A 22462-nucleotide genomic window follows, 5' to 3' on the forward strand; every position below is an offset into this window, starting at 1 on the left:
CAGCTCCTTCTCGGAGCTGGTTAAAAAAACTTTTAGCCAAATGACAAAGCCGTTTGAAATGCCTGTCGCTCAGAAATTCTCTGTATATACGCCTGAATCGCAGGGTAGTTTTCCAACATGCTAAGGTTTTTGGCAAAGAGCAGAGTATTCACCATCATGATATCCGCCGCAGTGAAATCTTCGCCAGCAAGGTAAGAGGAAGATTGCAGGGTGCTGTTGATGTATCCAAAGTCCAGTTCAAACTCTTTCTGTGCATAACCAAAAACAGGCGCAGACTGATCCTCCATCTCCCCCAGAAACAGTTTTAACAACACCGGCAACATAGCGGACCCTTCTACAAAGTGCATCCACTGTTGGTATACATAATATTCTGGTGAGCCTTTCGCTGGACGAAGTTGATCGGGTGCGTACTGATCCAGCAAGTATTCAAGTATTGCGGCAGATTCCACCAGTAGTAATCCGTTGTCTTCTACAATCGGTGCCTTACCCAGAGGATGAACTTCTCTCATGGAATGTGGCGCCAGTCGAGTTTGTGGGTCTCGCTGATAATCTATTCGCTGATACTCGACACCGATCTCTTCTAAAAGCCACAGAACACGAGTAGATCGGGATTGTTCCAGATGGTGAACTTTAATCATAAGAGTACCTTCGACAGCTGAACTTGGTTTTGTTTATAAAAGTGAGCTTTTAAAATGGTAACACGACACAATGATTCAGTTTCGCCAAACTGTCGTTTGATTTTGCAGGGCTTGCTCAATTAACCAGAGCCTATCCTGACCCCACGTCACCAGATCACGATATTGGAAACAAGGCACGCCCCAGAGACCCAGTTCTGACAGTGCTTGCTGGTTTTGCTCTGCCCAATGGTGCCAGTGTGTGGTTTCCAGTAATGGCTGTGCTTTTTCCCAGTCCAGCCCGCAGCGTTCGACAATTTTCCGTATTCCGTGGCTGCTGCTGGCATCCATTCCCTGACTGTTTACTGCTCGACCAAACGACAGCAGAAAATCGATCTCTTTGTTCTGTTCGCATGCGTAGTCAAATAAGGCATAACAATTCTCAACGGCTTTACCCAGTGGATCGGCGACATAGCCGTAAGGAATATCAGCAAGTTCAGCTTCACGTCGTGTGTCGTTAAAAATATACATTTTCTTTGCATGGGGCACTTGAAGCCCGCGCATTAACATGGGTAAAACCGGTTTAATCTCAAGACGACACTGATGCTGTCTGCAAAGCTTTACTGCCTTTTCCAGCCCAAGATATGAGTATGGGCTTCGGGCAGAATAGTACATGGTGATTGTTTGACCAAGAGAGTTAGCGTGAGGTGCTCTCTGCAGAAAGCCATTATTCTGGCGATTGAATAAGTTGGCACTGGCTTGATGGACAGCCAGCCTATGTTCAAGATGAATGAGTCGATCCAGTCCCCAGTACCACTCGCCTTCAAAGTAAATCATGGCGCTGGAATAGTGCCCCTGCTTTTGTTGCCGTTTCTGGTTGTCTAGTAGCGTTGCATGCTGTGTTGCATCGAGAGCAATACGATGACTAATTGGTTCATTGTGCCAATATTGGTCGAAAAGAGTTTGGCAGCGGTCGATGTTATTAGCGGCTTTTAGCAGTTGAACGGTGTAATGGTTGATGACATCAATGTCTAACGCAGCTGGTGGGTTTATGGGGTAAGTCAGTTGATACAGTTTAGCCAGATGCCGGGCATCATTAGTGGCGTTTGTTTGCCACTGATTTTCCTTTGGAAACATCTCCGGCTGCTTATCACGAACAATGATGATTTTCGCTTTCACATGAAGCCGTTCGATGAGTGTTGGCAGAACCTGAATCAGTAAATAGCTATAAGGGTCTGAAATTGAAAGATATACGTCTAATGTCTTTTCTTTATTCTGCAGATGTCTTTTTGCCGCAAAGAATGCGCGTTTGGTTTTCAGAAAACCATTACTCGAAAGCAGTCTTGCGACCCAGGGCATTAACAATCTCTTCACTGTGAAAACCATTATTATTTTTTTATCTCACGCTAACAGAAAACAAGGAGCACAGACATGGTGCATCGAAGGAAAAATAAGATAAGATGTGCCCACATAACAATAACAACCACCGCACGGCGATCCGCTGGCAGGAGTATCCAGTGTCACCCTCCCTTCCTATTTTCTGGCGTATGAAACGACTTTATGTGCGTTTTATGTTGGCCTTCCTTGGTCATGGGCTTGCAAAAGCCAGTAGCAGTGATAAGACCATCAGCAAAGAAACCGCAGCATTGAGAGACGGATTTACCTTTTCCATGGGTGTTGCCCCTAATGGTCCGGTATTGCATATGCGCAAAGACAACGGGCGGCTGGTAAAGGTTGCAGCCCTTGCCAATAGGCCGGATGTGGATATCCAGTTTAAGCATCTTGGTCACGCTTTTGGCACTCTCTCTTTTCAAGAAGGTACCACTGAAGCGTTTGCCCGGGAACGTATGGTTGTTGATGGTGATATTCCTGCGTCTATGAAACTGGTGCGTTGCTTTGAACGCTTGGAAGTACTGACGCTGCCCAAACTGATTGCTCGACGAATTATGCGACATTATCCATCGGTATCGCTGATGGAAAAGCTGGTGGGTGCTACGAAGATTTATCTGGGCGTGACGGCCGGATTTGTAATGGGGAATAAAAAATGAGCCGCAGTTACTACGAATTCCACAGTTCAGTGAAAATTGTTGCGGGTACCGAAGCGCTTGAACATATGCCTTACGAACTGGCGAGCCTTGGTGTTAAAAAGCCTCTGATCATTACCGATGCCGGTGTTGTCAGTGTTGGGCTGGTGGAACCAGTGAAACGTTCTCTGGTAGTCAGCGAAGTGCCGATTGCCGGTGTTTACAGTGATGTTCCTCCGGATTCTTCAACGACAGTCGTCACTAATATCGCGAAAATGTACCGGGAGAGTAGTGCTGACGGTATTATTGCTATTGGTGGTGGTTCCGTTATTGATACTTCCAAAGCCGTGAATATTCTGGTTTCTGAAGGTGGTGATGATCTGTTGGCCTACAGTGGTGCGGGTGCGCTGACTCGACGCCTGAATCCTTTATTTATTTTACCCACGACTGCCGGCACAGGTTCGGAAGTGACGCGGGTAGCGGTGATTCGTGATGACGTCAGTGGTCGTAAAGTACCTTTTGCTTCCGCATTTCTGATGCCGGATGTGGCAGTGCTTGATCCAAGAATGACCTTGACGCTACCACCACACATTACGGCCGCCACCGTGATGGATGCGCTGACTCATGCGGTGGAATCGTTTCTTGGAACGGCGAAAAACCCGATCAGTGACGCCTATTCCGTTGCGGCGATCAAAAGTATTCAAGAAAACCTGCCGGTTACGCTTGCGGAACCCAATAATGCTCACGCCCGCCTGAAGTTGGCAGAAGCTGCCTGCATGGCAGGGGTCGCCTTTTCAAACTCAATGGTGGGTTTGGTGCACGCCATTGGTCATTCTATTGGCGCAATCACTCATTCGCCTCACGGCGTTTGCATGAGCATCATGCTGCCCTACGTGCTTGAGTACAATGTTAAGGAGTGCAATGACAACATTGCAGAGCTGCTTTTACCATTGGCGGGCAGTGAAGTGTATAGCCAGACAGCGGCAGACCAACGAGCAAGCAAAGCAATTGAAGTGATCAAAACTTTGCGGGATGAACTCTTTGAGAAAACTGGCCTGGCAAGAACCCTGTCGGAAACCGGTAAGGTAGATGAGACTCAGTTAGAAGACATTGCTCGTATGAGCATTGATGATGGTGCGCTTCTTTATAACCGGGTTGATGCCAGTTATGAGCAGGTGTTGGGATTGCTAAAAGCTGCCTGGTAGCATTATTCAGCCTTAATAATCCACGTTTTCGATGCGTGGATTATTTTCTGTTCAATCGTTCAATTTAAGTGACATCGCGACGTTCGGCAAAGTGATCCCAATTAAACTTCAAGCCGCTTTCCGAGCTTCCTAATGCTTGAGGACTCTGAACAGTATTCATAAGTGGCAATGGATGATCACCAGTAGTCCTTGCCTCAATGCTTTTCCGGTTGCTAGCTTGAAGATACATAGCTTCCACATCAGGGGAGCCTGCCGTTAGCTGGTGTTTAATGACAGGCAGCTCCAATGCTTGTCTCTTTTGTGCACACAATCCCTGAAGATGCTTATGTTTTAACTGTGCTCGGTTTGAATACGTTGATTGATGGTAACCGGTCTTTGCATCGTAGGTGGCTGCTTTACTGCCTGATTCAATGGCCAATGGTATAGCTTTTATCGGACCAAAGATCAGCTGCATCGCATTCATCGGCGAGGGGATAAAAGGTTTTCCATCTGGATTCATAATTGCTGTGGGAATTGATTTTATAGTTCCATTCGGTTGATGAATTACAAGGTTAAGTTGCCCTCTGTCTTCATATTCCATAGTGATATCGCTTATCCCATTGCCCTCAGCACTCAGTGCCTGCAAGTAAGAAAACAGGTCGCTTTGCTGGAAATCCTTATGCTGTTTTGGGTTTTCATCAATAAGCTCCTGGCAAGTACCAAAAAGATGATTCAGCATGGCCTGACAGTGAGAAGGAATGCGGCTTAACGTTTCGATCACCTGACGGTATGGGTTGCCATAGGCAATATGTCCCCCTCTAAAAGCAGAAACCAGATGAAAGACTTCGAATTCAGGTTGCACAGAGAGATTGGTATTCCCCAGATTTTCTTTGATCATCCAGCCATCCAGATATTGTTTGAATTCGATCAGATTTTGAGAGTTATTAATTGCACTGTTAATCCGTTTTTTGAAGCTCTCACCGCAATTACATTCCCAGTGTGTGGTGCTACGCAGTTCTATCAAGCCTTGTTTTAGTATTGTTGAGTCACAGCATTTTCCTGTCAGATAACGCACCAGGGAAGGTGCTTTTTGTATGGTTGCTGTCGGTTTTCCCCGTAGTTTCATAAAGGCCAGTACCAGCATTCTGGACAGTTCTTCATTGGTCTTGGGGGTTTTGCTGAAATTGACGGAGGTTGTATCTTTAAAGTTAATGATCTGTTCGATTTTCTGGAGCGTTTCGTCCGGAGATGCGATCATTGCAGGCGAAAGGCCGTATCGACCAGAGCGACATGATTCAACGATAATTCGCTCAGCCAGCATCTGAAATCGATTGTATTGAGGAAGCGTATAATCTTTTGCAGGTTGAAAACGATTTAACAGACGGACGGCGCGCTCCAGCTCCGGATCATCAATTTTTTGATAAGACTCCTGTCTTTTATTTAGATTGACGTAATCTTTGAGCTTGGTTAGTTCCACAGACAGCGTATTGGCTCTTGGTCGATTCTGTAGTGAGTAGTCAGTCAAATAAGATGATAACCGGGGAGACAGACATTTCATCATCTGATCAATTTGATAGCCAAAGCTTTTAAATGATGGCTCGTAGCTGCGGTAATTAGCACGCGCGGCGCTCTCAATCTGCAGATCCAGTTCAATTTTGAGCAGTAATGCTTCCAACGTTTTACTGAATAGCCTGTGAAAAGCTTGAGCTGTCTGATTTGAAAAATCGGTTTCAGGAAATTGATCTAGGGGGTATTCAATCTCGATGATATGCATTATCCCAACAATACTGTTGAATTGTTTCTGTAAATCATCTTGGATTGGTTTGAGTTGCTCGCTGCAACTTTTTAATCCCACTCCATCCATACCCGCCATGGTTCTGATGCTGGACAGTTGAGCATAGAGCTTCTCTGCTGCGTTAAAACACTCTGATAAGCATTCACTATCCGGTATCGTCTTCTGGTAGAGCCTAACGGCACTTTCGACAACAGGGCCGGTAGAGTTGTCGGGTAAGGTTTGGCTGTTTTCCTTTATGGATACACTGTTTAGTCTGGCTATAGTCCTTTGATTAATAGGCGTTTGATGTGTTGATGAATAATCTCCAGGAATATGACGTAATGATTGTGGTGGGGTATTCGGTGTACTTTGCTGGCTTTGGGAAGAGGTAGCCGGAAGCGAATTAAAATCTCCAACATTGAGAGTCATTGTATAGCCTTTCCAAATTGTTTTTGTTCATTTGCTTAGTAGACTATTTAGGCGAGCCAAAGTTCCGATTAAGTTGATCTGTAGTGCCAATAAAGTTGTTGCGGTGTATGACGTTCTTGCCAGTCAACGACTTAACTGTGCCTGAAATTCCTGTAAAGTCATTCCGGATTGGCTGTATCTGGTCAGCGTAGCGATATTATTGAACTGTTCCTGATCAATAGCTGCCGATAATCCGTGAATTGGGTTTCGCAGGGGCTGCTCTTCCTTTTTTACCGCCTTGGTGTATGGGTGCCCCTGGCCCGCTTTGAGTGCTTCGATCATGGGTAGATAGAGATTGCTGAGTTTGCAGGTTGGAACTCGCTTGGCAATACTCTGAAATATATCGATGCCAGCGTGATCAAGATCGCCCCAGAAATAAATATCAGAGTGACTCAACAGCGCCTGAAGGTTTTGATTTGGGTTGCCAGCTCGAATAAGCCCTGTGACTGACTTCGGATTTTCAAGCACCTGACTCCACTGAAGCCCGTAACCGTAGGTGCAGATCAATGTCTGTTGTTCATGTAGACCTGCACGAATGCAGGCTTCAAAACTCTGCGGGTTTTCGATCAATAAAACGTGTTCGGGTTTTTCAGGGCCAGCAATCACGGCGTAGGTGATGGAGGTTTGGAATTGATCCAGGTCGATACCAAATAGCATCAGGCTCTTTTTATCGAGGCTGTCTAGCAGTTTGGATGAGCCAAGAAGGTAGCGGGCAGAGGCTTCATATTTAGAGAGTTGATATGCTTCTGGACGTGCTGCTTTTAAATCCAGCAGACAAATAAGAAGCCTTTCCATATCATCGATACACCAATCTTCCAGATCTTCATGGCACGGGAGCAAAACACTGGATTCAGGGACTTTTTGCAGCACCTGAATCCAACGCTGTTGGGATTCAGGGACGGGGGCTGGAATTTCTGAGGTAATCGTTCCCCTGTTATGTAAGCCTGAACTGCTTGTTATCAATCCATCCTTAATCAGATCTTTTAAAATGCTGTTACAGTGCAGAAGCGATAGGTTCGTTCGCTTTGCCAGTGCCTTTTTCAGACGATGATCAAGACCTTGAGCTCGAAGGTTTCCTTTACCTGCAAACCATTCCTCAACACATTGCCGTTGAATATCTGTATAGAATGACATCAGGAGGTTGCCTCATTCTCCACATGAATATGGAAAAGACTGGCTTCACCTTTGCCCCGGCCAACAGACGTCGGGCTGACTTTAACGCCTTCTTTCACCATCACGTGACCACCCTGACCCTGCAGGCCACCAATCACATTACCCACCAGATAGGTTGGGAAGATGCTGGCATCATTTTCATAGTTAGGGTTGTGAATCAGACCAATCATCTGGAATCGCCCACGAGTGTTGCGCAGAGATTCCAGAGAATCCTCAATCAAACGACGATGTGAGAGTTTACTGAACAAACCATCCAGAATAATGACCGATTCGCCAGATTTCCGCTCTTTACGGCGATACTGACTCGGCACAGTGCGTATCTCCCGCTCAATGGCGAATTCAGAAAGCTTCACCAGCCACATCAGCGACAAGGCTTCCCGCTGACCTTCACTCATATCTTCATTCATGCTGAACAGATTGCCATGAGGGCGAATGGCTTCGTGCTTTAGACGAATGCGGATATTGGTGAACAACTGTCGATAAATCTGACTGCGCAGGTTTTTCTGCAACTCTTTGCTTTGCTTTTCTTCACTGCCCACGGGCAGATTTTGAGCTTTACGACGGCGGATTTGTTTCTGATGCTCTTCAATTTCAGCAAGCAGTGAGCGAACCAGATTTCGGACGCCATCTTCACTGACGATATCCGCATCAATCACAAAGTAGGCGTTATCCCCAGAGGATTGTTTCGCTACCTTTTTCAGAATGCGCAGGTTATCCACAGAGTAAAGAATAATGCTGGAAAGGCGTTCCTGTAGGTTCTGCTCATTGCCTTCCATAGAAGCTTCCAGCAGGTTCTGGCGTTCACGGCTTTTATCAAGCTGCTCACCAATAGTCGCAATCATGCTTTCCAAATCGGTTAAAGCCTGGCTATCGGCTTTATCCAGACTGTTCAATCGAGTCAGCTCTGTCCCATTAAACAGGTGACGTTCACTTTCTCGGATTCGGGTGAGCGCAGACCGAAACAGCTCCTGCTTTTCATCATGGGCTTTCTCACGACGTTTCAGTTCACGATGCAATTCCTGCGTGTTCTCCTGCTCAAGCTGCTCAGCAAGGACTTCGGCACTGGCCAGTATGGTTTCCATCTCACCGTTGTGAATTGAAATATAATGCTCTGCTTTTTCAAAAAGCGGCATGGCTTCCAGTTTTTCAGGGTCTTGGTCGCCCAGCTCCTCCAGCATTTCTGGCTTGAACCAGGCCAGTTGGTTCAGCCAGCGGTGAGCCGTTTCATCCACCTGACGAATGGCGTTGAGCTGTTGCGGAAGTGCTTTGTTAATGCCTTCAACTTCTTCTTGTTTGCCTTCCTGATCCGCCTCAATATCTTTTAACTGTTGTTTAAATGCGGCAATTTGTTTTTTCAGATCGGCAGTGCCTTGAAGATTGTCTCTTGCGCTAAGGTAGGCGCGAATACGGTCAAACTTCAGGCTGGCTCGCTGGTCTGCTCGATGTTTCTGATTGCCAAGGTCAGCCTTACGCGCTGGTGCATTGGCCATAAATTCTGGCCCGCCTTTTTCCAGATAATCGCTCAGGGTTTCCAGTAGGTCTTTTTCGTTAGGCTGAAATACGTCACTGATTTGGTTCAGGCATAACTGAAGTTGCTGCCGACATTGTTCCAGCTCTGCACGACACCCTTCATAGTGTTCAGAAAATTGTTCCTGCTGAATGGACAGCTGTTGAAGCTCTTCTGTTACTTGATTCAGCCGAGCGTCACCGCCTTGCTGTAAAAAGTCTTCTGCCCAGTTCAGCGTTCGTCTGGCATCGGCACTCAATTGCTCATCGAGTTTGGACAGTTCTGTGGACAGTTTGTCTAACTGCTCCCGATACTGTTCCAGTAATAACTCACATTCGACAATGGCGGCTTCACCACCTTTTTGCTCAAACTGTTCCGCGCTACGAATCAGCTTACGATTCTCTGGCGACAGTTGTTCTTTTATGGTGTGCAGAGCCAGCTGTTGTTCCGCCAATTTCACCTGCTGAATAGGTAATTCAGTCTCAGCAGATCGACTGATGGCCTGAGCAGCGCTTCTGGCAATCACTGTTTCATCGGAGTCAGGTGCGTAAAGTGCAATCGCTTCCTGCAGTGCTAACAAGGTTTGTTGGTGCTGGCTCAACTCCACTTGTAGTTGAGCTTTCAATTCCGTTATAAACGACGGGTCCAGTAGAGATTTAACCGCAAGACTTTCATGGCCTGTGGCTGCACCAAGCAAAGATGCCTGTGGGTTATCCACCGCCTGCTGTAATGCCTCACGAGTAAATACCGGAACTGGCAAACGCTGGCGGGCAAACTCCCGAGCAGCGTGTTGAGCATCGTGCTCCGTGGCGAGCACTGGAGCAAACAGCAGATTGTGTGTCTGCGATAACCATTGAAGCTTACGGCTATCGTCCTCTGGCATCAGCTCAGAGATCACCTGATGAAGCGCTTGTGGTTCAAGCCCCGATGACTTCAGCAGTTCAACACATTGCATTTCCACAGCGCCAGGACTGACAGGATCGGTTTCCAAATCAGACAGCTGGCGTTCGATATCGGCAATGGCGGTTTTGGTTTTTTCCCGTTCAGTCAAACTCTGTGGATAACGTTCAGCGGCCATCACCAGCCACTTGCCCGGGTCGATATCCGGAAACTCCTGACGGAATTGTGTCAGGTCTGAAAGCAGTAGTTCCAGTTCACTGACCAGCTTTTCTTGCTGCAGCAGTGTGCTGACAAGTGAGGATTCCTGTTCCCGAAGGTTGTCTTCCAGCCCTTCCGGTGGCTGATCTGGAAACACCCGACGAAACGCCTGATAATCGGCCAATAAGGTTTGCAAGCTACCAAGTAATAGTTGCTGATCACGTTTCTGGCTGGAGATCGACTGAGTTTGATTCCGTAGTTCGCTTTGGCGATTTTCCAGCCGTTGAGCCAGGCCCTCAATCGCTTCTTCAGGATAGAGGCGAGTAATTTGGTCGTAGCTGGTTTTCAGGCTGGATAGATGATCACTGTCTTTTTGCAACAACGGCAACTGTCGTTCAACTGCCTGAAGCTGTTGGCTGACCTGCGTTTCCTTTGATTGCAGCTTTTCTTCTTGCTCTTTATACAGTGCTTGCTGGCTGGAAAGTTCGTCTATCCGCAGCTCTTTTTCCTGCAAAATATCCACAGGTGCCGTATCAACACCGTAATTGCGCTGAAACTGTGTCCACTTATCCACAAGCGCGCTGAACCGGCCTTCGTCCTGCAGGAACTTATCGTATTCCTGAGCAATGGCATTTTTCAGCTGAATGACGGATTTTTCCGTATCATCCGGTTGGTCTAACTCTTGTTCGGTGAACAGGCCTTCTTTTAACGCATCGGTGTAGACGGTTTCGTTATCAGTAAATTCGTTATCACGATTCTGCAGAATTTCCAGATCCCGCTGCAGTTGCAGTTTATGATCTTTCAGCGCTTTTAATTCATTCTGCAGCGTTTCTTTGAAGGATTGATCCGCCAGATAGTTTTCCCGGAATGGATTACTGTCGAGATCAAAGAAACGATCTGCGGCATCGTCCAGCAGTTCCAGTGTGTTTACACGATGACTGTCGTCACGGAACAGATCCTGACTTTCTGACAGCAGTGCACTGGCTTTACTGGCCGGATAAAACCGCATGGTTTTACCACTGTTCCAGTTGGCCTGTGGATAATAGACGATGGGTGTTTTGTCGTGACGGAAACCAGCAAGCTGTCGGCTTTCAAAATAGATTTCTATTTTCCGGGCGCTGGCGCCGGTAATATCTGCCAGTGCTGACAGGGGCACCAAAGGTGCAGTTTCACCAACCCGGATAGCCATTTCCTGAGCCAGTGCGCTTTCTTTTTCTTCATCTTCCGCTGCCGTTGGAACGCCAGGAATGCCCTTTCTGGATAGCACAGCCATACAGCCTGCCTGATCGCTGAGCTGTTCACGACACTGGTCACGTTCCTGTTGCGCCGTTCCCAGTGAAACTGCAGATTTGTTCAGATCTTCTAGACGAGACTTCTTGGACTCGTTGCGGTCTAAATCTTTGCTGTTTTCCTGAATCTGGTGGCGAAGTTCGGAGACTTTGCGGCCAGAGTTAATCACCAGTTCTTCAATGAACTCTTCCGATTCGTCGGTTTCACCATGACTGGCACCGGCAAGAATCTGGGGCGCCAATACTTCATAGAAAAATGCCTGATCGGCTTTTTCACCCGGACGAGGCTTGATGGCATTAAAAATCTGGCTTTTATCCGCGCCGCCTTCTTTTTGGAAAGAAGCCAACTGTTCCAGCTCTTTTCGGCTGATGTGCAAGCTCATGGCATCGAGCCAGGTTTCCTTATCTTTTGGGCGCTCCGGTTTCAACTGGCGCAGTTGCTGTTGAATATGTTCGTTACTGAACAGCTGCAGTTTGCCGTCCGCAGTGGTGGAGTGTACCGGCAGCTCTTCCAGCCGGCCGGGGAAGAAGTAATATCCTCCATCGGTATCGCTGTGGCCATACATGCCGAACACCCACTGTTCACCGCCCACATTATCTCCCGCCATGCTGAGCATATCGGATTGGGAATCGGTGCCGGAGGTGTAACTGAATTCAACCCGAATATGTGACCATGGATGACCATCCTTAGAAGGCGACATTTTTCGTTTGGTTTTCTGGATCAGAGTGCGGTCACGGGAAAGCATGCCGATCAGTGCATCGGAAAGGGTGGTTTTACCAAACCCGTTCTCCATATTCATGGCGGTGGACTGACCTCGAAGGTTCAGCACCAGATGGCGCATTTTTGCTTCCCACGGAGAGCTGACATCGCCGTGTTTGTTCAGCAGGCTGGCAAGTTCGATACGATTAATGACGGACATCAGCAGCCTCCGGTGCCTTTAGTTCTTCAGTGGTTTCTTCGTGATCAATCACTGGTTCTGGCAAGTTAACAATGCGTTTGCCAATATCCCCCGGAATCAAATGCTGCAAATGACTGAAGCCGGTTTGTTCCACTTCTAAAGCGCCTAACAGGGTTTGCTGGAATATCTTTTCCCCTTTGGCTTGAAGGTGATTGGCATCCACCAATACATCAGTAAAGTTCTTCACCCGACGGTTAATGTCTTCGCCTTTTTCTGTGAGGAGAATGGCCAATTGGCGAGGTGCATCATTGGATTCTGTTTTGTCTTCGCCAGTGCGACGAATGGTTTCCAGATGGCTTCGCAGGGTTTCTGCCAACTCTTCCTGGTTAAAAACCGCGTTCTGATAAAGGCTGACATCGGACAATGACCGGTTAGTTCGGGTATAAAGCAGCCCCAGCATCAACAGCCATAAATGAATAAACCAGACGGCGGTCGCCTCTTTGGTTTCATTGCGAACCTTGAGTTTTTGCAACACTTGTTGCTGGCTAAACATGGCAGGGAGTTCTGCTTCCGGATTGCGCAGAAGCATATAAATCTGCCCGCCCGGTGGAATGCCGGGGTAATCGGCACTGTCATAAATACCCAACTGCAAACCCTGACCGGACAAAAAAGACCGGAAATTCTGCATTTGTTCTTCGTCGGCTTCTTTCAGAATAACCGCGGCATCACGTTCAGACAGCAAGCCTGTCTGAGATGCACGACGTCGGACACCCTGTGCGCGGGTTTCGGCAATTCGGTGGCGAAGCAGGTACGCGTAAACCTCACCCATTTCGGTCATGTTCATGGTTGGGGTTCCTCAATCTTTATAGCTGGCTGCTCTGTCGTCATTAGAATCGGATTGTCGCCTGTTAGCCTGCGGCCATCGGGCAATTGTATGTCCAGTTTGTTCGGGTCAATGCCTACCGCTAAATTGGGTGACAGCTGTTCGGTATCCACAAACATATTGACCAGTTGTGGCAGAAAATCTTCGAGGGATTGCTGTTCATCTTCGAACTGGTGCCAGCCGTTACAGAGGGCTTCACTCAGGGGGAGCGGACCTTGTTGTAATCGCTGTCGTATAGATTCGCCGTAATGGTTCAGGAACCGCTTCAGCTTCAGAGATTCTGCTGTGTCGTCCGCATCGTTGTTATAAACAAGACTGGTCTTGCTGGTGTCTGCACGCTGGTTATCCAGCAGCGCCTGATAATCCACAGGCGATGGCAGGCTCACGGCAATGTCTACCGGTGCGAGCTGGTGGAAAACCGATTCCAGCATTTCCAGAGCCGGTGGTTGCCACGCCATATTCAGGGCGGCTTTGTTAAAGTCCACTATGCCCATGCTCTGAATTCGGCCTTCAGCAATGTCCCGCAGCAAGTCAGTTAAACGACGGTTGAGGTTTTCAAGAGCGCTGAGTATGCGAATCAACGGGCGATCCAGCATTTGCAGTTCCCACTCATCGTTTTGTTGCTTTGCCCAGTCATCAAAACGCTCTCGGATTTCCTGACGTAGAAATTGTTTCTGGCAGTCCATCACTGTCGCCTGAATATTACGAACGGCGTTTTGATAATACTTTCGGTTGTTGCGGAAGGTGTCGAGTTTGCCTTCCAGTGCGGGGTTTTCCCGGATGCGACGGATTTCCTGAGTCAGCCCGCGAATAGAGAGCAAAATAGAATCGCAAATGGACGGAATCCGGTTGAAATCACTGCGGGCAATGGCAGAGATAATCTTGGCGGCATCGTGTTCGCTGTAGAGAATGTCGTCTACCTGGCGGGACAGGGTAACGCTTTGTCGCCCAGCCTGAGACAAACGAACATGGCCAATCTTGCTTTGTTTTTCCAGCAATGCAGTTTGTTTGGTGCTGGCGGTCCGCCGTCCTTCCTGTTCAGTGCGACGAGTGAAAAAAAGTTCACTGGGTGTGCTGAGCATATTGATGACATAGCTCAGATCATTCGGTGTCAGCTCAGGAATCTGTTCTCGAATAACGTTAAGACAACGATTCTGGGGAATAAACTGACCGTTGGTTTGATAATCCTCTTCCAGCAGAAATTCCAGCAGTTGAAACGCAATATCCAGCCAGTAGCCGTCTCGGAGGCCGGTGCGGTTTTCCAGCGATACCCGAGTGTGCTCGGAGTGCCGTTCATGATTGCTGTCATGAAGGTCCACCAGACGCAGGGTGGTGGACAATAGGACTATCCATGAATTCATTGAAGATGATTACGGTCGAATAACAAAACATCATATTATAACGTTTTGTCAGGCTGTGTTGATGTTTTGTTGATTCACTTCAAGGGTACGTATGTGCTGGGCTGAGACACTTGGAGCTGTGAGAGGATTGTCGGGCTGGTTCCCGTGCAAAGTTAGGGTGTCACAAAACTCCAGAAACCTCGTTCCCACACAAAGCGAGGCTGTCGCAAAACCCCAAACATCTCGTTCCCATGCTCCGCGTGGGAATGCATACCCTTGAGTTTTCAATGAGTTGGAAGTATGGGTTCCCACGCAAAGCATGGGAACCAGGGCATTTTTTATTGGCAGATCATTACAGGCTGGACTTCAACATCCACAACTCTTTTTCGATGAAACCAATCTGCTCATCAGAATACGCACGGGTAATGTCGTCGGTGTGCTCATTAGCCGAGATTGCCTTGAAGTGCATCTGCATTTCCTGAAAATCGCTGATGATGGACTTCAGGATATATTCAACACTGAATTCCGTTTTCACTTCTTCTTCAATTGTGGCAGTGCCCAGAATGGTTTTCAGAGTGACCAGTGGCATGCCGTCCAGTTGCAAAATACGTTCTGCGACATCGTCGTACATAGTGGCGAACAGAGTGTAATACTCTTCTGTTTTTGCGTGCAGCTGGAAGAAGGCTGGGCCTTTTACGTTCCAGTGATAGTTATGGAGTTTGGTGAATAGGACGTTGGCATTAGCCATCACGACGTTAAGTCTTTCAATAGTGCTGGACATGGTAATCCTTAAGGAAATGTTGCGTTTTTTACTTATCTATTTTCGGAGAGTGCGTGGCTGGGTGTCATTGATAAAGGTCAATGTTTGTTGTGAATCCAACGGTAATATTGCAACCTGCCCATAATCCATTTATGTTTTCACGATTGTCGAAACATTTTACCGGTAGTGGTAACCCTATGGATCTTGAAGATTACGCCAAAGCCTTGAAAGAACTCGGGCACCCTTCCCGGCTGCGGATCTATAAGCGGTTGGTGAAAGCCGGGCATGATGGTTTGCCGGTGGGAGATTTACAGCAGGAGTTTGGGATTCCAGGCTCTACCCTTTCTCACCATATCTCTGGGCTTGTGTCTGTTGGGTTAGTAAAGCAGAAACGTGAAGGGCGTATATTGCACTGTATTCCGCAATTTCATGTATTTGATGATTTGTTGGCTTTCTTGTGTGATGAATGTTGTGTAGATGAAAAGAATTGCTGAGCGGCTTTTGCAGAGAGTTACTCTTCATCATATTCATCACTGGTAGCGGGTTTATCGTTGGGGAGCATTGGTGCTGCCAGTCTGAACCACTTGGCCACTTTTTCAGGATCATTCGATTTGGCCGCGTTATCTTTGCCTATAGTAAAGGCAATCATATTTGGTGCTGCTCCCATATCTATTAACTCTTCAGCTTTATTAGGATCATTGCTTTCGGCAGCCTGAAGTAGTGCTTGGTAGAGGGTGGCAGCTACTTTATCGGAAATTTTTCTACTACGGGTTGGTGTTGAGGCTGTTGATGAGCCAATACTACTCTGAACGTTCTTAGGCTTCTGTTCTTCGCAGCTATGCTCAAGAAGCCATCTGTCATGCTTATCTATAAGCTCTTGCCAGCGATCTGGGGCTGTGACGTTATCTTCCGTTAACAAGAGAGATTGCTGTTTCGCAAATACCAGAGTGAGGTTCAAGCCTGATTGCTGATGATTTATATACCTGGCTGCGACTTCGGGTTTGTTTTCGTCTATAGCACACCGCAACATATTGGCGACAGAGGTTGGGTTATATTCAATATTGTTTTTTACATTCTCGTGCTCATCAGCTTTTGAGGATGTTGCCCTTTGTTCAGAGCAGCCAGGCTTTAAAGTAATTTCTTCAGGCTCTTGATAATCGGTAAGACTCATTTGCAGAGCGAGCTTAAGCGATCTCTCGTTCTCGGCTTCAATACTCAATTCATCAGTTGTGAGCTCTCTTCCAGTTTCATTACCCGGACGTATCCAGTTTTCATCATATGAAGTGGAAGGCTTTGGTTCAGAAGGTACGCGAGTATCTGACTCTACTTTATTCTTATCAGGGTATTTAACGTTGAGATGTAGTTTTTGGTCAGCCTGCATCAGTTGGGTAATTAAATTTTCGGGAAGGGGTAAGGGCTTTAGAGTATGACTTTTTAAAATTAAATTCAGATTGTTGTCGATTTTTGAAAGCTGCATTAATTGCTTACAAAAGGCTTCGCTGGGTTTTATATCTAATTTTAGCCATTCAAGCATTTCACGAATATCTTTTCGTTTAGCGACTTTGTCTAACTCTCTGTGAAAATCGGCAATGTAGCTATGCTCTGGTACCTCAGACTCTACGCATGTTCTGGCAATAATAAGTCGTTCAGCATCTGAGTCTTTTTTTCTGAATAAAGATTGTGACGGATGCTTCAACGAGGTTGTATGGACTGCTATTTGACAGCGTCGATTTGGGCATTGCAGATATTTGCCTGGTTGCAGGTTTGCGAACGACTCAGCACAGGGAGCGTGCCAAACCATTTTGCAGTTAGGCTCGGATACACAGGCCACACGTCGCTTTTTTCCATCAATAATAATATCCACAGGCAGGTTACAGGATAAACATATCTTGAGATCGGACGCATTTGCCCTCGGTTGATGAAAAGATCTGCTTTGTATATTTGATGGGGTCATTTGTACCAAAACTTCAATTTGCTACTTGTACTCGTTAGAGACTTCAGAGAACCCAAAAAGTTCCAAAAGGTATGTACTAACGTCTACTCAACAAGAATATATGCTATGCCATTCAAGTTTTTTCTCTATGTACAGAGTACAAGTGACAGTTTAGGATTCCATAAAGATTCATTTTGAATGAATCTATTTAATGGCTATGTATTACCTGATAGAAGTATCCAGTTGCTGAATAGTCAGCAATAACCAGAGAGCAAGACGTATGGCACATCCCAAGCCCATCAGCTTTTCCGAAGCAGAACGCTTAAGCACGATTTTTGATTCCGAAAACCGCGAAGAGTGGCAAAGAACATCCCTGATTCTGGAAACTTTGGATTTGAAGCCAGATATGATCATCGCTGACGTTGGTGCCGGTACGGGCTACTTTGCCAGCCAGTTTGCGGATCTTCTGCCCAATGGGCTGGTTTATGCTCTGGATACTGAGCCAAATATGGTCAGTTACATGGGAAACCGTTTTCAGACAGAAGGACGAAGTAATATCCGACCCGGTCTCAGCACGCATATTGACCCCTGTCTGCCTGAAAATCTGGATGTTGTGTTTCTAGCCAATGTGTATCGCTTTATTCAGAAGCGTGATGAGTTTCTCGCGAACCTGCACAATCAGGTAAAGCCTGAAACGCTGGTTATGTTTGTGGATTTTCGTGGTGGTCATGCCAGAGTTTCACCACAACAGGCTATGGATGAAGTCGTAAAAGCGGGTTTTGTGATTGAAGATATGAATATGGATGGGTGTCCTGACCATTACATTTTACGGTTCAGGAAACCACGACTGGCCTAACCCGGCTAAGAAATGGCTTCCAGTAAAAACTAAGCTGATTCACTGATGTTTAATAATTGAATCAGCTCGTCACGATTTTCTAACAAATCAGCCAGCGTGTACTTATCCAGAACGCCAAGGAATGCGTTCATGGCTTCACCCAGAACACCTTGAAGACGACAGGCTGGTTGTAATCGACAAAAAGGTGTGCTGCAGTCAATAACCTGCAAATTACTCTCCATGTGTCGTACAACTTGCCCGATGTTGATTTTTTCCGGCGCCATTCCCAGCTCAATACCACCGCCTTTACCGCGAATATTCAGCAGATAGCCCAGTTGCCCAAGGCGCTGTACGATTTTCATCACATGGCTGCGGGAAATGTCATAGGTCGCGGTGATTTCAGCCACAGACAGACGCTGACCTTCTGGCATCAGGGCTGCCTGAATCAGGGTACGCAGAGCGTAGTCGGTATAACGTGTAAGTCTCATGGCTGTCACAATTGATTCAAATCAACTGCATGTTAATTATCTGGTTAAAGGAATGCCAGCATGTGTTTTTACGTATTCGCTTAATCTTTACTCAATGACACAATAGATTCAATTAAAATGAATCTTATGATGAGGATGTATCTCATGTTTTGTGTCCAATGCGAACAGACTATACGTACACCGGCTGGTAATGGTTGTTCCTATGCTCAGGGTATGTGCGGAAAAACCGCGGCCACTTCTGATTTGCAGGACGTGCTGATTTACGTACTGCAGGGCATCTCCTGGTATGCCGCCCGTGCCCGTGAGTCTGGCATTGTTCATAACGATATCGATGCATTTGTGCCCCGAGCTTTTTTCGCCACGTTGACCAACGTGAACTTTGATAATGATCGCATTGTCGCCTTTATTCATGAGGCGAATGTGGCTCGTTCTGTGTTGCAGAAAGCATGCGCAGAACGTGGTCTGGATTTGTCCGATGCGTCTCCTGCCGCACAATTTGAATTGGCAGAAGACATGGCGGGTATGTTGCTTCAGGCACCTGCAACATTACCTAACCGTGGCAAAGAAGACGTAGGGGAAGACGTCATTGGTCTGAGATTACTGTGCCTTTATGGTCTCAAAGGTGCGGCGGCGTATATGGAGCATGCCCGTATTCTTCATCAGCAGGATGAAGAAGTGTATGCCGAGTTCCATAAGCACATGGCCTGGCTGGCAACCGACTCTGCAGACATTGGTGAACTGTTGGCCTGTTCAATGGCCATTGGCCAGATGAACTATAAGATCATGGCCATGCTGGATAAGGGCGAGACTGATGCATTTGGTCACCCAGAACCTACTCAGGTGAACGTCAAATCAGTAAAAGGCAAGTGTATAGTAGTTTCCGGCCACGATCTGATTGACCTTGAAGAGCTGCTAAAGCAAACCGAAGGCAAAGGCATCAATATCTACACAAATGGTGAGATGCTGCCTGCTCACGGTTATCCAGAGCTGAAAAAATACAAGCATTTGGTAGGCAACTACGGCAGCGCCTGGCAGAACCAGCAACATGAGTTTGCTCAGTTTCCGGGTCCGGTTCTGATGACCTCTAACTGCATCATCGACCCGAACGTAGGCAATTACGCTGATCGTATTTACACCCGTAACATTGTTGGCTGGCCCGGTGTTCAGCACATTGAAGGTGATGATTTCTCCGCGATCATTGAAAAAGCACTGGAAATGCCCGGCTTTGAATACGACGAAGTGCCGCATAGGATTCTGACCGGATTTGCCCGTAATGCTCTGATGAATGCAGCACCTGCAGTGATTGATGCGGTGAAGGCTGGCGACATCAAACACTTCTTCCTGATTGGTGGTTGTGATGGCGATAAGGCTGAGCGTTCTTACTACACAGAATTTGCTGAATCGGTTCCTCAGGACAGCGTGATTCTGACTCTGGCCTGCGGCAAGTTCAAATTCAACAAGCTGGCCTTTGGCGATATTAACGGCATTCCTCGTTTATTAGATGTTGGTCAGTGCAACGATGCCTACTCTGCGATTCAGTTAGCGCTGGCGCTGGCAGATGCCTTTGAATGTGGTGTGAATGATCTACCACTGACGTTGATTCTTTCCTGGTTTGAGCAGAAGGCCATCGTGATTTTGCTGACGCTGTTGTCTCTGGGCATCAAGAACATCCACGTTGGGCCAACGGCTCCAGCATTCCTGACGGATAATTTGCTGAATGTGCTGGTGGAACAGTTTGATCTAAAACTGACGACCACGGTCGAGCAGGATATGGGCGCTATTCTTAACGCTGCGTAATGTTCCGGGAGAGTCTATATACCCAAAGGATTTCAAGTTGCTACGCGGCGGCAACCGAGTGAATCCCCATGAGCCTACGAGTAGTAGGTGATTGGGGTGAGCGAGAGCAGCCAACAAAGTAGCAACATGAAAGGCGACGGGTATAGGCTCTCCTTCTTCCTCTTTCTACTAATCGTATTGTCTATGTCCCACTCTATTTCCCATGAAGCCCTTGAATGGGCACAGGCTCCACGGCTGGAAAAAGGAACCTTTGAGCTGATCTGCCAGCAGGTGATTCCGGAAACACCTGATATATCCACCTTTGTTTTTCAAACGTCGGAAAAGATCCATTTCACTTTTAAACCCGGTCAGTTTATTACGCTGATGCAGGAACTGGACGGTGAGATGGTTTACCGTTCTTACACCATCAGTTCGTCACCTTCACGCCCTTATACGTTGAATTTAACGATTCAGAGAGTGGAAGGCGGTCGGATGAGTGAGTGGTTGTTTGGCTACCTGAAACCTGGTGCGGTTATCAAAGCCACGGGGCCGGATGGCGTGTTCAATCTGATGGATAAACCAGCCCGCAATGTTCTGTTTCTTTCTGCCAGTTGTGGTATCACGCCGGTGATGTCCATGACTCGATGGATGTTAGACACGTGCATGGATGCGGATATCCGTTTTATCCACAGCGCAGCTAGTGAAGAGCATATCGTCTTCCGCAAAGAGCTGGAGATGCTGGATCAACAGCATGACTGTTTCAACCACAGCTGCGTGCTGGATGACCGGGATGGCTGGTTAAATCAGGAAATGCTGCAACACCTGGTGCCGGATCTTCATGCACGAACCCTTTATATCTGTGGTTCTCCCGCTTATATAGACGCAGTTAGATCAATGGTTGAGCAAGCAGGCTTTGATATGGATAACTTCCACCATGAAGTGTTCAACGAAGCCATCATTACAGAAATTTCCAGTCGCAATCATTCTGAAGAGAGTGATACAAAACATCAGGTGTCGTTGGAAAAAACAGCCGTGGTTTTTGAAATGAGTCCGGATGAGTTTCTTGTGGATGGTCTGCTGGCTCAAAAAGCACCGATTGTTGCCGCCTGTCGTGCAGGTGTTTGTGGTGCTTGTAAGGTGCAGATTCTAGAAGGTGAGGTAGAAAGTACAGGCAATGCTGTACTCACGGCAGCAGAAATTGAACAGGGTTTTGTTTTATCTTGCTGCTCCCGACCTAAATCCGATTTGCGGATTGATATTTAGAAGTCATATTGAAAGAACCTCCGGCTAAGCCGGAGGTTCTTTCAATTAACCGTTATTCATAAGTAGTTAACCACATGAAATCATATTTTCTGACTAAGTGGGCAATCACTCTCGGCAAACTGCTCTTGCGTTGCTCTACCTCCTGCATCCATGCAGTCGTGCGGCGTTACAACTCCGGTCAAATAGCTACGGCTATGCTCCCTGCGTTGTGCCTTGCATAGCAACTGCCCACTCAGCCAGAAATATTCGATTCCAAATGGTCAACTACTTATAGTGATTACCAGTTTTGTTTCCAACCGATCTGGATCAAGCGAAAATCCTGCTCATTGTCGGAGCCAAAACGGGTTGCATTATTTTCGCCTTCCCAAGTAGTTCTTTGGAAAGCAAAGCCCGCCCATAGCGCAATGGCACTGACTTAAGCTTCCAACCCTTGGCAGCTAAGGACTCGCCCGGAAAGAAAATCGACTATAAAAAGTCAAACCAATAAACTTTCTTCCGAGCGAGCCATGAACAAGTGTAGCCAAGAGTTTCTCTCCCTGACCGATGATTGCCTTCGCCAATTTGCGCAAACAGAAAGTGATGAGCTTTCCTCGATTATCACTTCTGATGACTTAAACTCTTTCCAGAACAGCTATACCAAGTGCAGAGTTCGGGATTTTCCTCCCGTTAAAACGTTAACTTTATTCATGAGGCAGGTGGCAAGTGATACAAAATCCTGCCGCCACGCCCTGATTGATGAAGCAAGAGATCAGGTCGCTAAAGGCAACAGGGTGCCTTCTACTCACACTGATGCTTATTGCAAAGCACGACAGCGTCTGACGGAAGAATCCATTAATGCATTACTGCGTACATCGGGGAGAACCCTTGATAGCGCCTCGCCTGATTCATGGTTATGGAATCAGCGTCGTGTACTACTTACTGATGGCTCAACGCTGCTAATGCCTGACACAGAGCAGAATCAAAAAAAATATCCGCAATCAAGCTCCCAAAAAAAGGGCTTGGATTTCCCGTTCTCAGAATCCTTGTTCTGATATGTCTTGGCAGTGGTGCGCTACTGGATTTTGCTGTTTCGCCTTACGAAGGGAAAGAAACCGGCGAGCAAGCCCTGCTCAGAAAATTGCTCTCTCATTTGCAAGAGGGTGATGTCCTGCTAG

Annotated in this window: 17 protein-coding genes; 7 read left to right on the forward strand and 10 right to left on the reverse strand. The window is 47.1% G+C overall.

Features of this window, described 5'->3' with window-relative positions; genetic code table 11:
- Window positions 1-32 precede the first annotated feature (32 nt).
- Together AKL11_RS11410 and AKL11_RS11415 are read right to left on the reverse strand one after the other, a co-directional pair.
- Window positions 33-638 (reverse strand): glutathione S-transferase family protein, encoded by a 606-nt coding sequence (locus AKL11_RS11410; RefSeq protein WP_067517494.1) that lies wholly within the window; start codon window positions 636-638, stop codon window positions 33-35.
- 75 nt (window positions 639-713) lie between these two features.
- Complete coding sequence (locus AKL11_RS11415; RefSeq protein ID WP_157673519.1) at window positions 714-1973, reverse strand: DsbA family protein; 1260 nt, start codon at window positions 1971-1973, stop codon at window positions 714-716.
- Between the two features lie 158 nt (window positions 1974-2131).
- Here AKL11_RS11415 and AKL11_RS11420 point away from each other — a divergent pair, with 158 nt between their 5' ends.
- The gene (locus tag AKL11_RS11420; protein ID WP_157673520.1) at window positions 2132-2662 is read left to right on the forward strand and encodes a hypothetical protein; all 531 of its coding nucleotides are present in this window, start codon (window positions 2132-2134) and stop codon (window positions 2660-2662) included.
- Window positions 2659-3843, forward strand: coding sequence for an iron-containing alcohol dehydrogenase (locus AKL11_RS11425; protein ID WP_067517502.1), 1185 nt, complete (start codon window positions 2659-2661; stop codon window positions 3841-3843). Before AKL11_RS11420 ends, AKL11_RS11425 begins: the two co-directional genes overlap by 4 nt.
- 64 nt (window positions 3844-3907) lie before the next feature.
- Here the strand turns inward: AKL11_RS11425 and AKL11_RS11430 are convergent, their stop codons facing one another.
- The 6 genes from AKL11_RS11430 to AKL11_RS11455 form a co-directional block, all read right to left on the reverse strand.
- Window positions 3908-6025, reverse strand: coding sequence for a hypothetical protein (locus tag AKL11_RS11430; protein ID WP_157673521.1), 2118 nt, complete (start codon window positions 6023-6025; stop codon window positions 3908-3910).
- A gap of 123 nt (window positions 6026-6148) precedes the next feature.
- Window positions 6149-7198: a Wadjet anti-phage system protein JetD domain-containing protein gene (locus AKL11_RS11435; RefSeq protein ID WP_067517504.1), complete on the reverse strand. Its 1050-nt coding sequence runs from the start codon at window positions 7196-7198 to the stop codon at window positions 6149-6151.
- Window positions 7198-12051: a hypothetical protein gene (locus tag AKL11_RS11440; protein WP_067517506.1), complete on the reverse strand. Its 4854-nt coding sequence runs from the start codon at window positions 12049-12051 to the stop codon at window positions 7198-7200. The genes AKL11_RS11435 and AKL11_RS11440 overlap by 1 nt, the downstream gene beginning before the upstream one ends.
- Window positions 12038-12874, reverse strand: a complete 837-nt coding sequence (locus AKL11_RS11445) for a hypothetical protein (protein WP_067517508.1) — start codon at window positions 12872-12874, stop codon at window positions 12038-12040. The genes AKL11_RS11440 and AKL11_RS11445 overlap by 14 nt, the downstream gene beginning before the upstream one ends.
- Window positions 12871-14253, reverse strand: a complete 1383-nt coding sequence (locus AKL11_RS11450) for a hypothetical protein (RefSeq protein WP_067517509.1) — start codon at window positions 14251-14253, stop codon at window positions 12871-12873. The genes AKL11_RS11445 and AKL11_RS11450 overlap by 4 nt, the downstream gene beginning before the upstream one ends.
- 352 nt (window positions 14254-14605) lie before the next feature.
- A complete protein-coding gene (locus AKL11_RS11455; protein WP_067517510.1) occupies window positions 14606-15034 on the reverse strand; it encodes a Dps family protein in 429 nt (142 codons plus the stop codon).
- A gap of 80 nt (window positions 15035-15114) precedes the next feature.
- On the opposite strand from AKL11_RS11455, the gene AKL11_RS11460 reads away from it, so the two are divergent.
- Window positions 15115-15507: an ArsR/SmtB family transcription factor gene (locus AKL11_RS11460; protein WP_342669732.1), complete on the forward strand. Its 393-nt coding sequence runs from the start codon at window positions 15115-15117 to the stop codon at window positions 15505-15507.
- Window positions 15508-15524: 17 nt separating this feature from the next.
- Here AKL11_RS11460 and AKL11_RS11465 read toward each other — a convergent pair whose 3' ends face one another.
- Window positions 15525-16877, reverse strand: coding sequence for a hypothetical protein (locus AKL11_RS11465; RefSeq protein ID WP_067517511.1), 1353 nt, complete (start codon window positions 16875-16877; stop codon window positions 15525-15527).
- A 349-nt stretch (window positions 16878-17226) separates the two neighbouring features.
- On the opposite strand from AKL11_RS11465, the gene AKL11_RS11470 reads away from it, so the two are divergent.
- On the forward strand, window positions 17227-17802 hold the full coding sequence (locus AKL11_RS11470) for a class I SAM-dependent methyltransferase (RefSeq protein WP_067517515.1): 576 nt from the start codon (window positions 17227-17229) through the stop codon (window positions 17800-17802).
- 29 nt (window positions 17803-17831) lie between these two features.
- On the opposite strand, the gene AKL11_RS11475 is transcribed toward AKL11_RS11470, so the two are convergent.
- Window positions 17832-18269, reverse strand: coding sequence for an Rrf2 family transcriptional regulator (locus AKL11_RS11475; protein ID WP_067517516.1), 438 nt, complete (start codon window positions 18267-18269; stop codon window positions 17832-17834).
- A 144-nt stretch (window positions 18270-18413) separates the two neighbouring features.
- Between AKL11_RS11475 and hcp the strand changes: the two genes are divergently transcribed.
- From hcp to AKL11_RS11490, 3 genes are all read left to right on the forward strand, one after another.
- Window positions 18414-20066, forward strand: coding sequence for a hydroxylamine reductase (hcp, locus tag AKL11_RS11480; RefSeq protein WP_067517517.1), 1653 nt, complete (start codon window positions 18414-18416; stop codon window positions 20064-20066).
- Window positions 20067-20162: 96 nt separating this feature from the next.
- A complete protein-coding gene (locus AKL11_RS11485; RefSeq protein ID WP_157673522.1) occupies window positions 20163-21308 on the forward strand; it encodes an FAD-binding oxidoreductase in 1146 nt (381 codons plus the stop codon).
- Between the two features lie 506 nt (window positions 21309-21814).
- On the forward strand, window positions 21815-22339 hold the full coding sequence (locus tag AKL11_RS11490; protein WP_067515940.1) for a hypothetical protein: 525 nt from the start codon (window positions 21815-21817) through the stop codon (window positions 22337-22339).
- Window positions 22340-22462: the final 123 nt, after the last annotated feature.

The sequence above is a fragment of the Endozoicomonas ascidiicola genome (genome assembly GCF_001646945.1).
GTDB classification, from domain to species: Bacteria; Pseudomonadota; Gammaproteobacteria; order Pseudomonadales; family Endozoicomonadaceae; genus Endozoicomonas; species Endozoicomonas ascidiicola.

Bases quoted from the DNA above. Each gene is read 5' to 3' on its own strand.
- AKL11_RS11410 (WP_067517494.1), bottom strand. From the start codon at position 638: ATGATTAAAGTTCACCATCTGGAACAATCCCGATCTACTCGTGTTCTG.
- AKL11_RS11415 (WP_157673519.1), bottom strand. From the start codon at position 1,973: ATGCCCTGGGTCGCAAGACTGCTTTCGAGTAATGGTTTTCTGAAAACC.
- AKL11_RS11425 (WP_067517502.1), top strand. From the start codon at position 2,659: ATGAGCCGCAGTTACTACGAATTCCACAGTTCAGTGAAAATTGTTGCG.
- AKL11_RS11430 (WP_157673521.1), bottom strand. From the start codon at position 6,025: ATGACTCTCAATGTTGGAGATTTTAATTCGCTTCCGGCTACCTCTTCC.
- AKL11_RS11435 (WP_067517504.1), bottom strand. From the start codon at position 7,198: ATGTCATTCTATACAGATATTCAACGGCAATGTGTTGAGGAATGGTTT.
- AKL11_RS11440 (WP_067517506.1), bottom strand. From the start codon at position 12,051: ATGTCCGTCATTAATCGTATCGAACTTGCCAGCCTGCTGAACAAACAC.
- AKL11_RS11445 (WP_067517508.1), bottom strand. From the start codon at position 12,874: ATGAACATGACCGAAATGGGTGAGGTTTACGCGTACCTGCTTCGCCAC.
- AKL11_RS11455 (WP_067517510.1), bottom strand. From the start codon at position 15,034: ATGTCCAGCACTATTGAAAGACTTAACGTCGTGATGGCTAATGCCAAC.
- AKL11_RS11460 (WP_342669732.1), top strand. From the start codon at position 15,115: ATGTTTGTTGTGAATCCAACGGTAATATTGCAACCTGCCCATAATCCA.
- AKL11_RS11470 (WP_067517515.1), top strand. From the start codon at position 17,227: ATGGCACATCCCAAGCCCATCAGCTTTTCCGAAGCAGAACGCTTAAGC.
- AKL11_RS11475 (WP_067517516.1), bottom strand. From the start codon at position 18,269: ATGAGACTTACACGTTATACCGACTACGCTCTGCGTACCCTGATTCAG.
- hcp (WP_067517517.1), top strand. From the start codon at position 18,414: ATGTTTTGTGTCCAATGCGAACAGACTATACGTACACCGGCTGGTAAT.
- AKL11_RS11490 (WP_067515940.1), top strand. From the start codon at position 21,815: ATGAACAAGTGTAGCCAAGAGTTTCTCTCCCTGACCGATGATTGCCTT.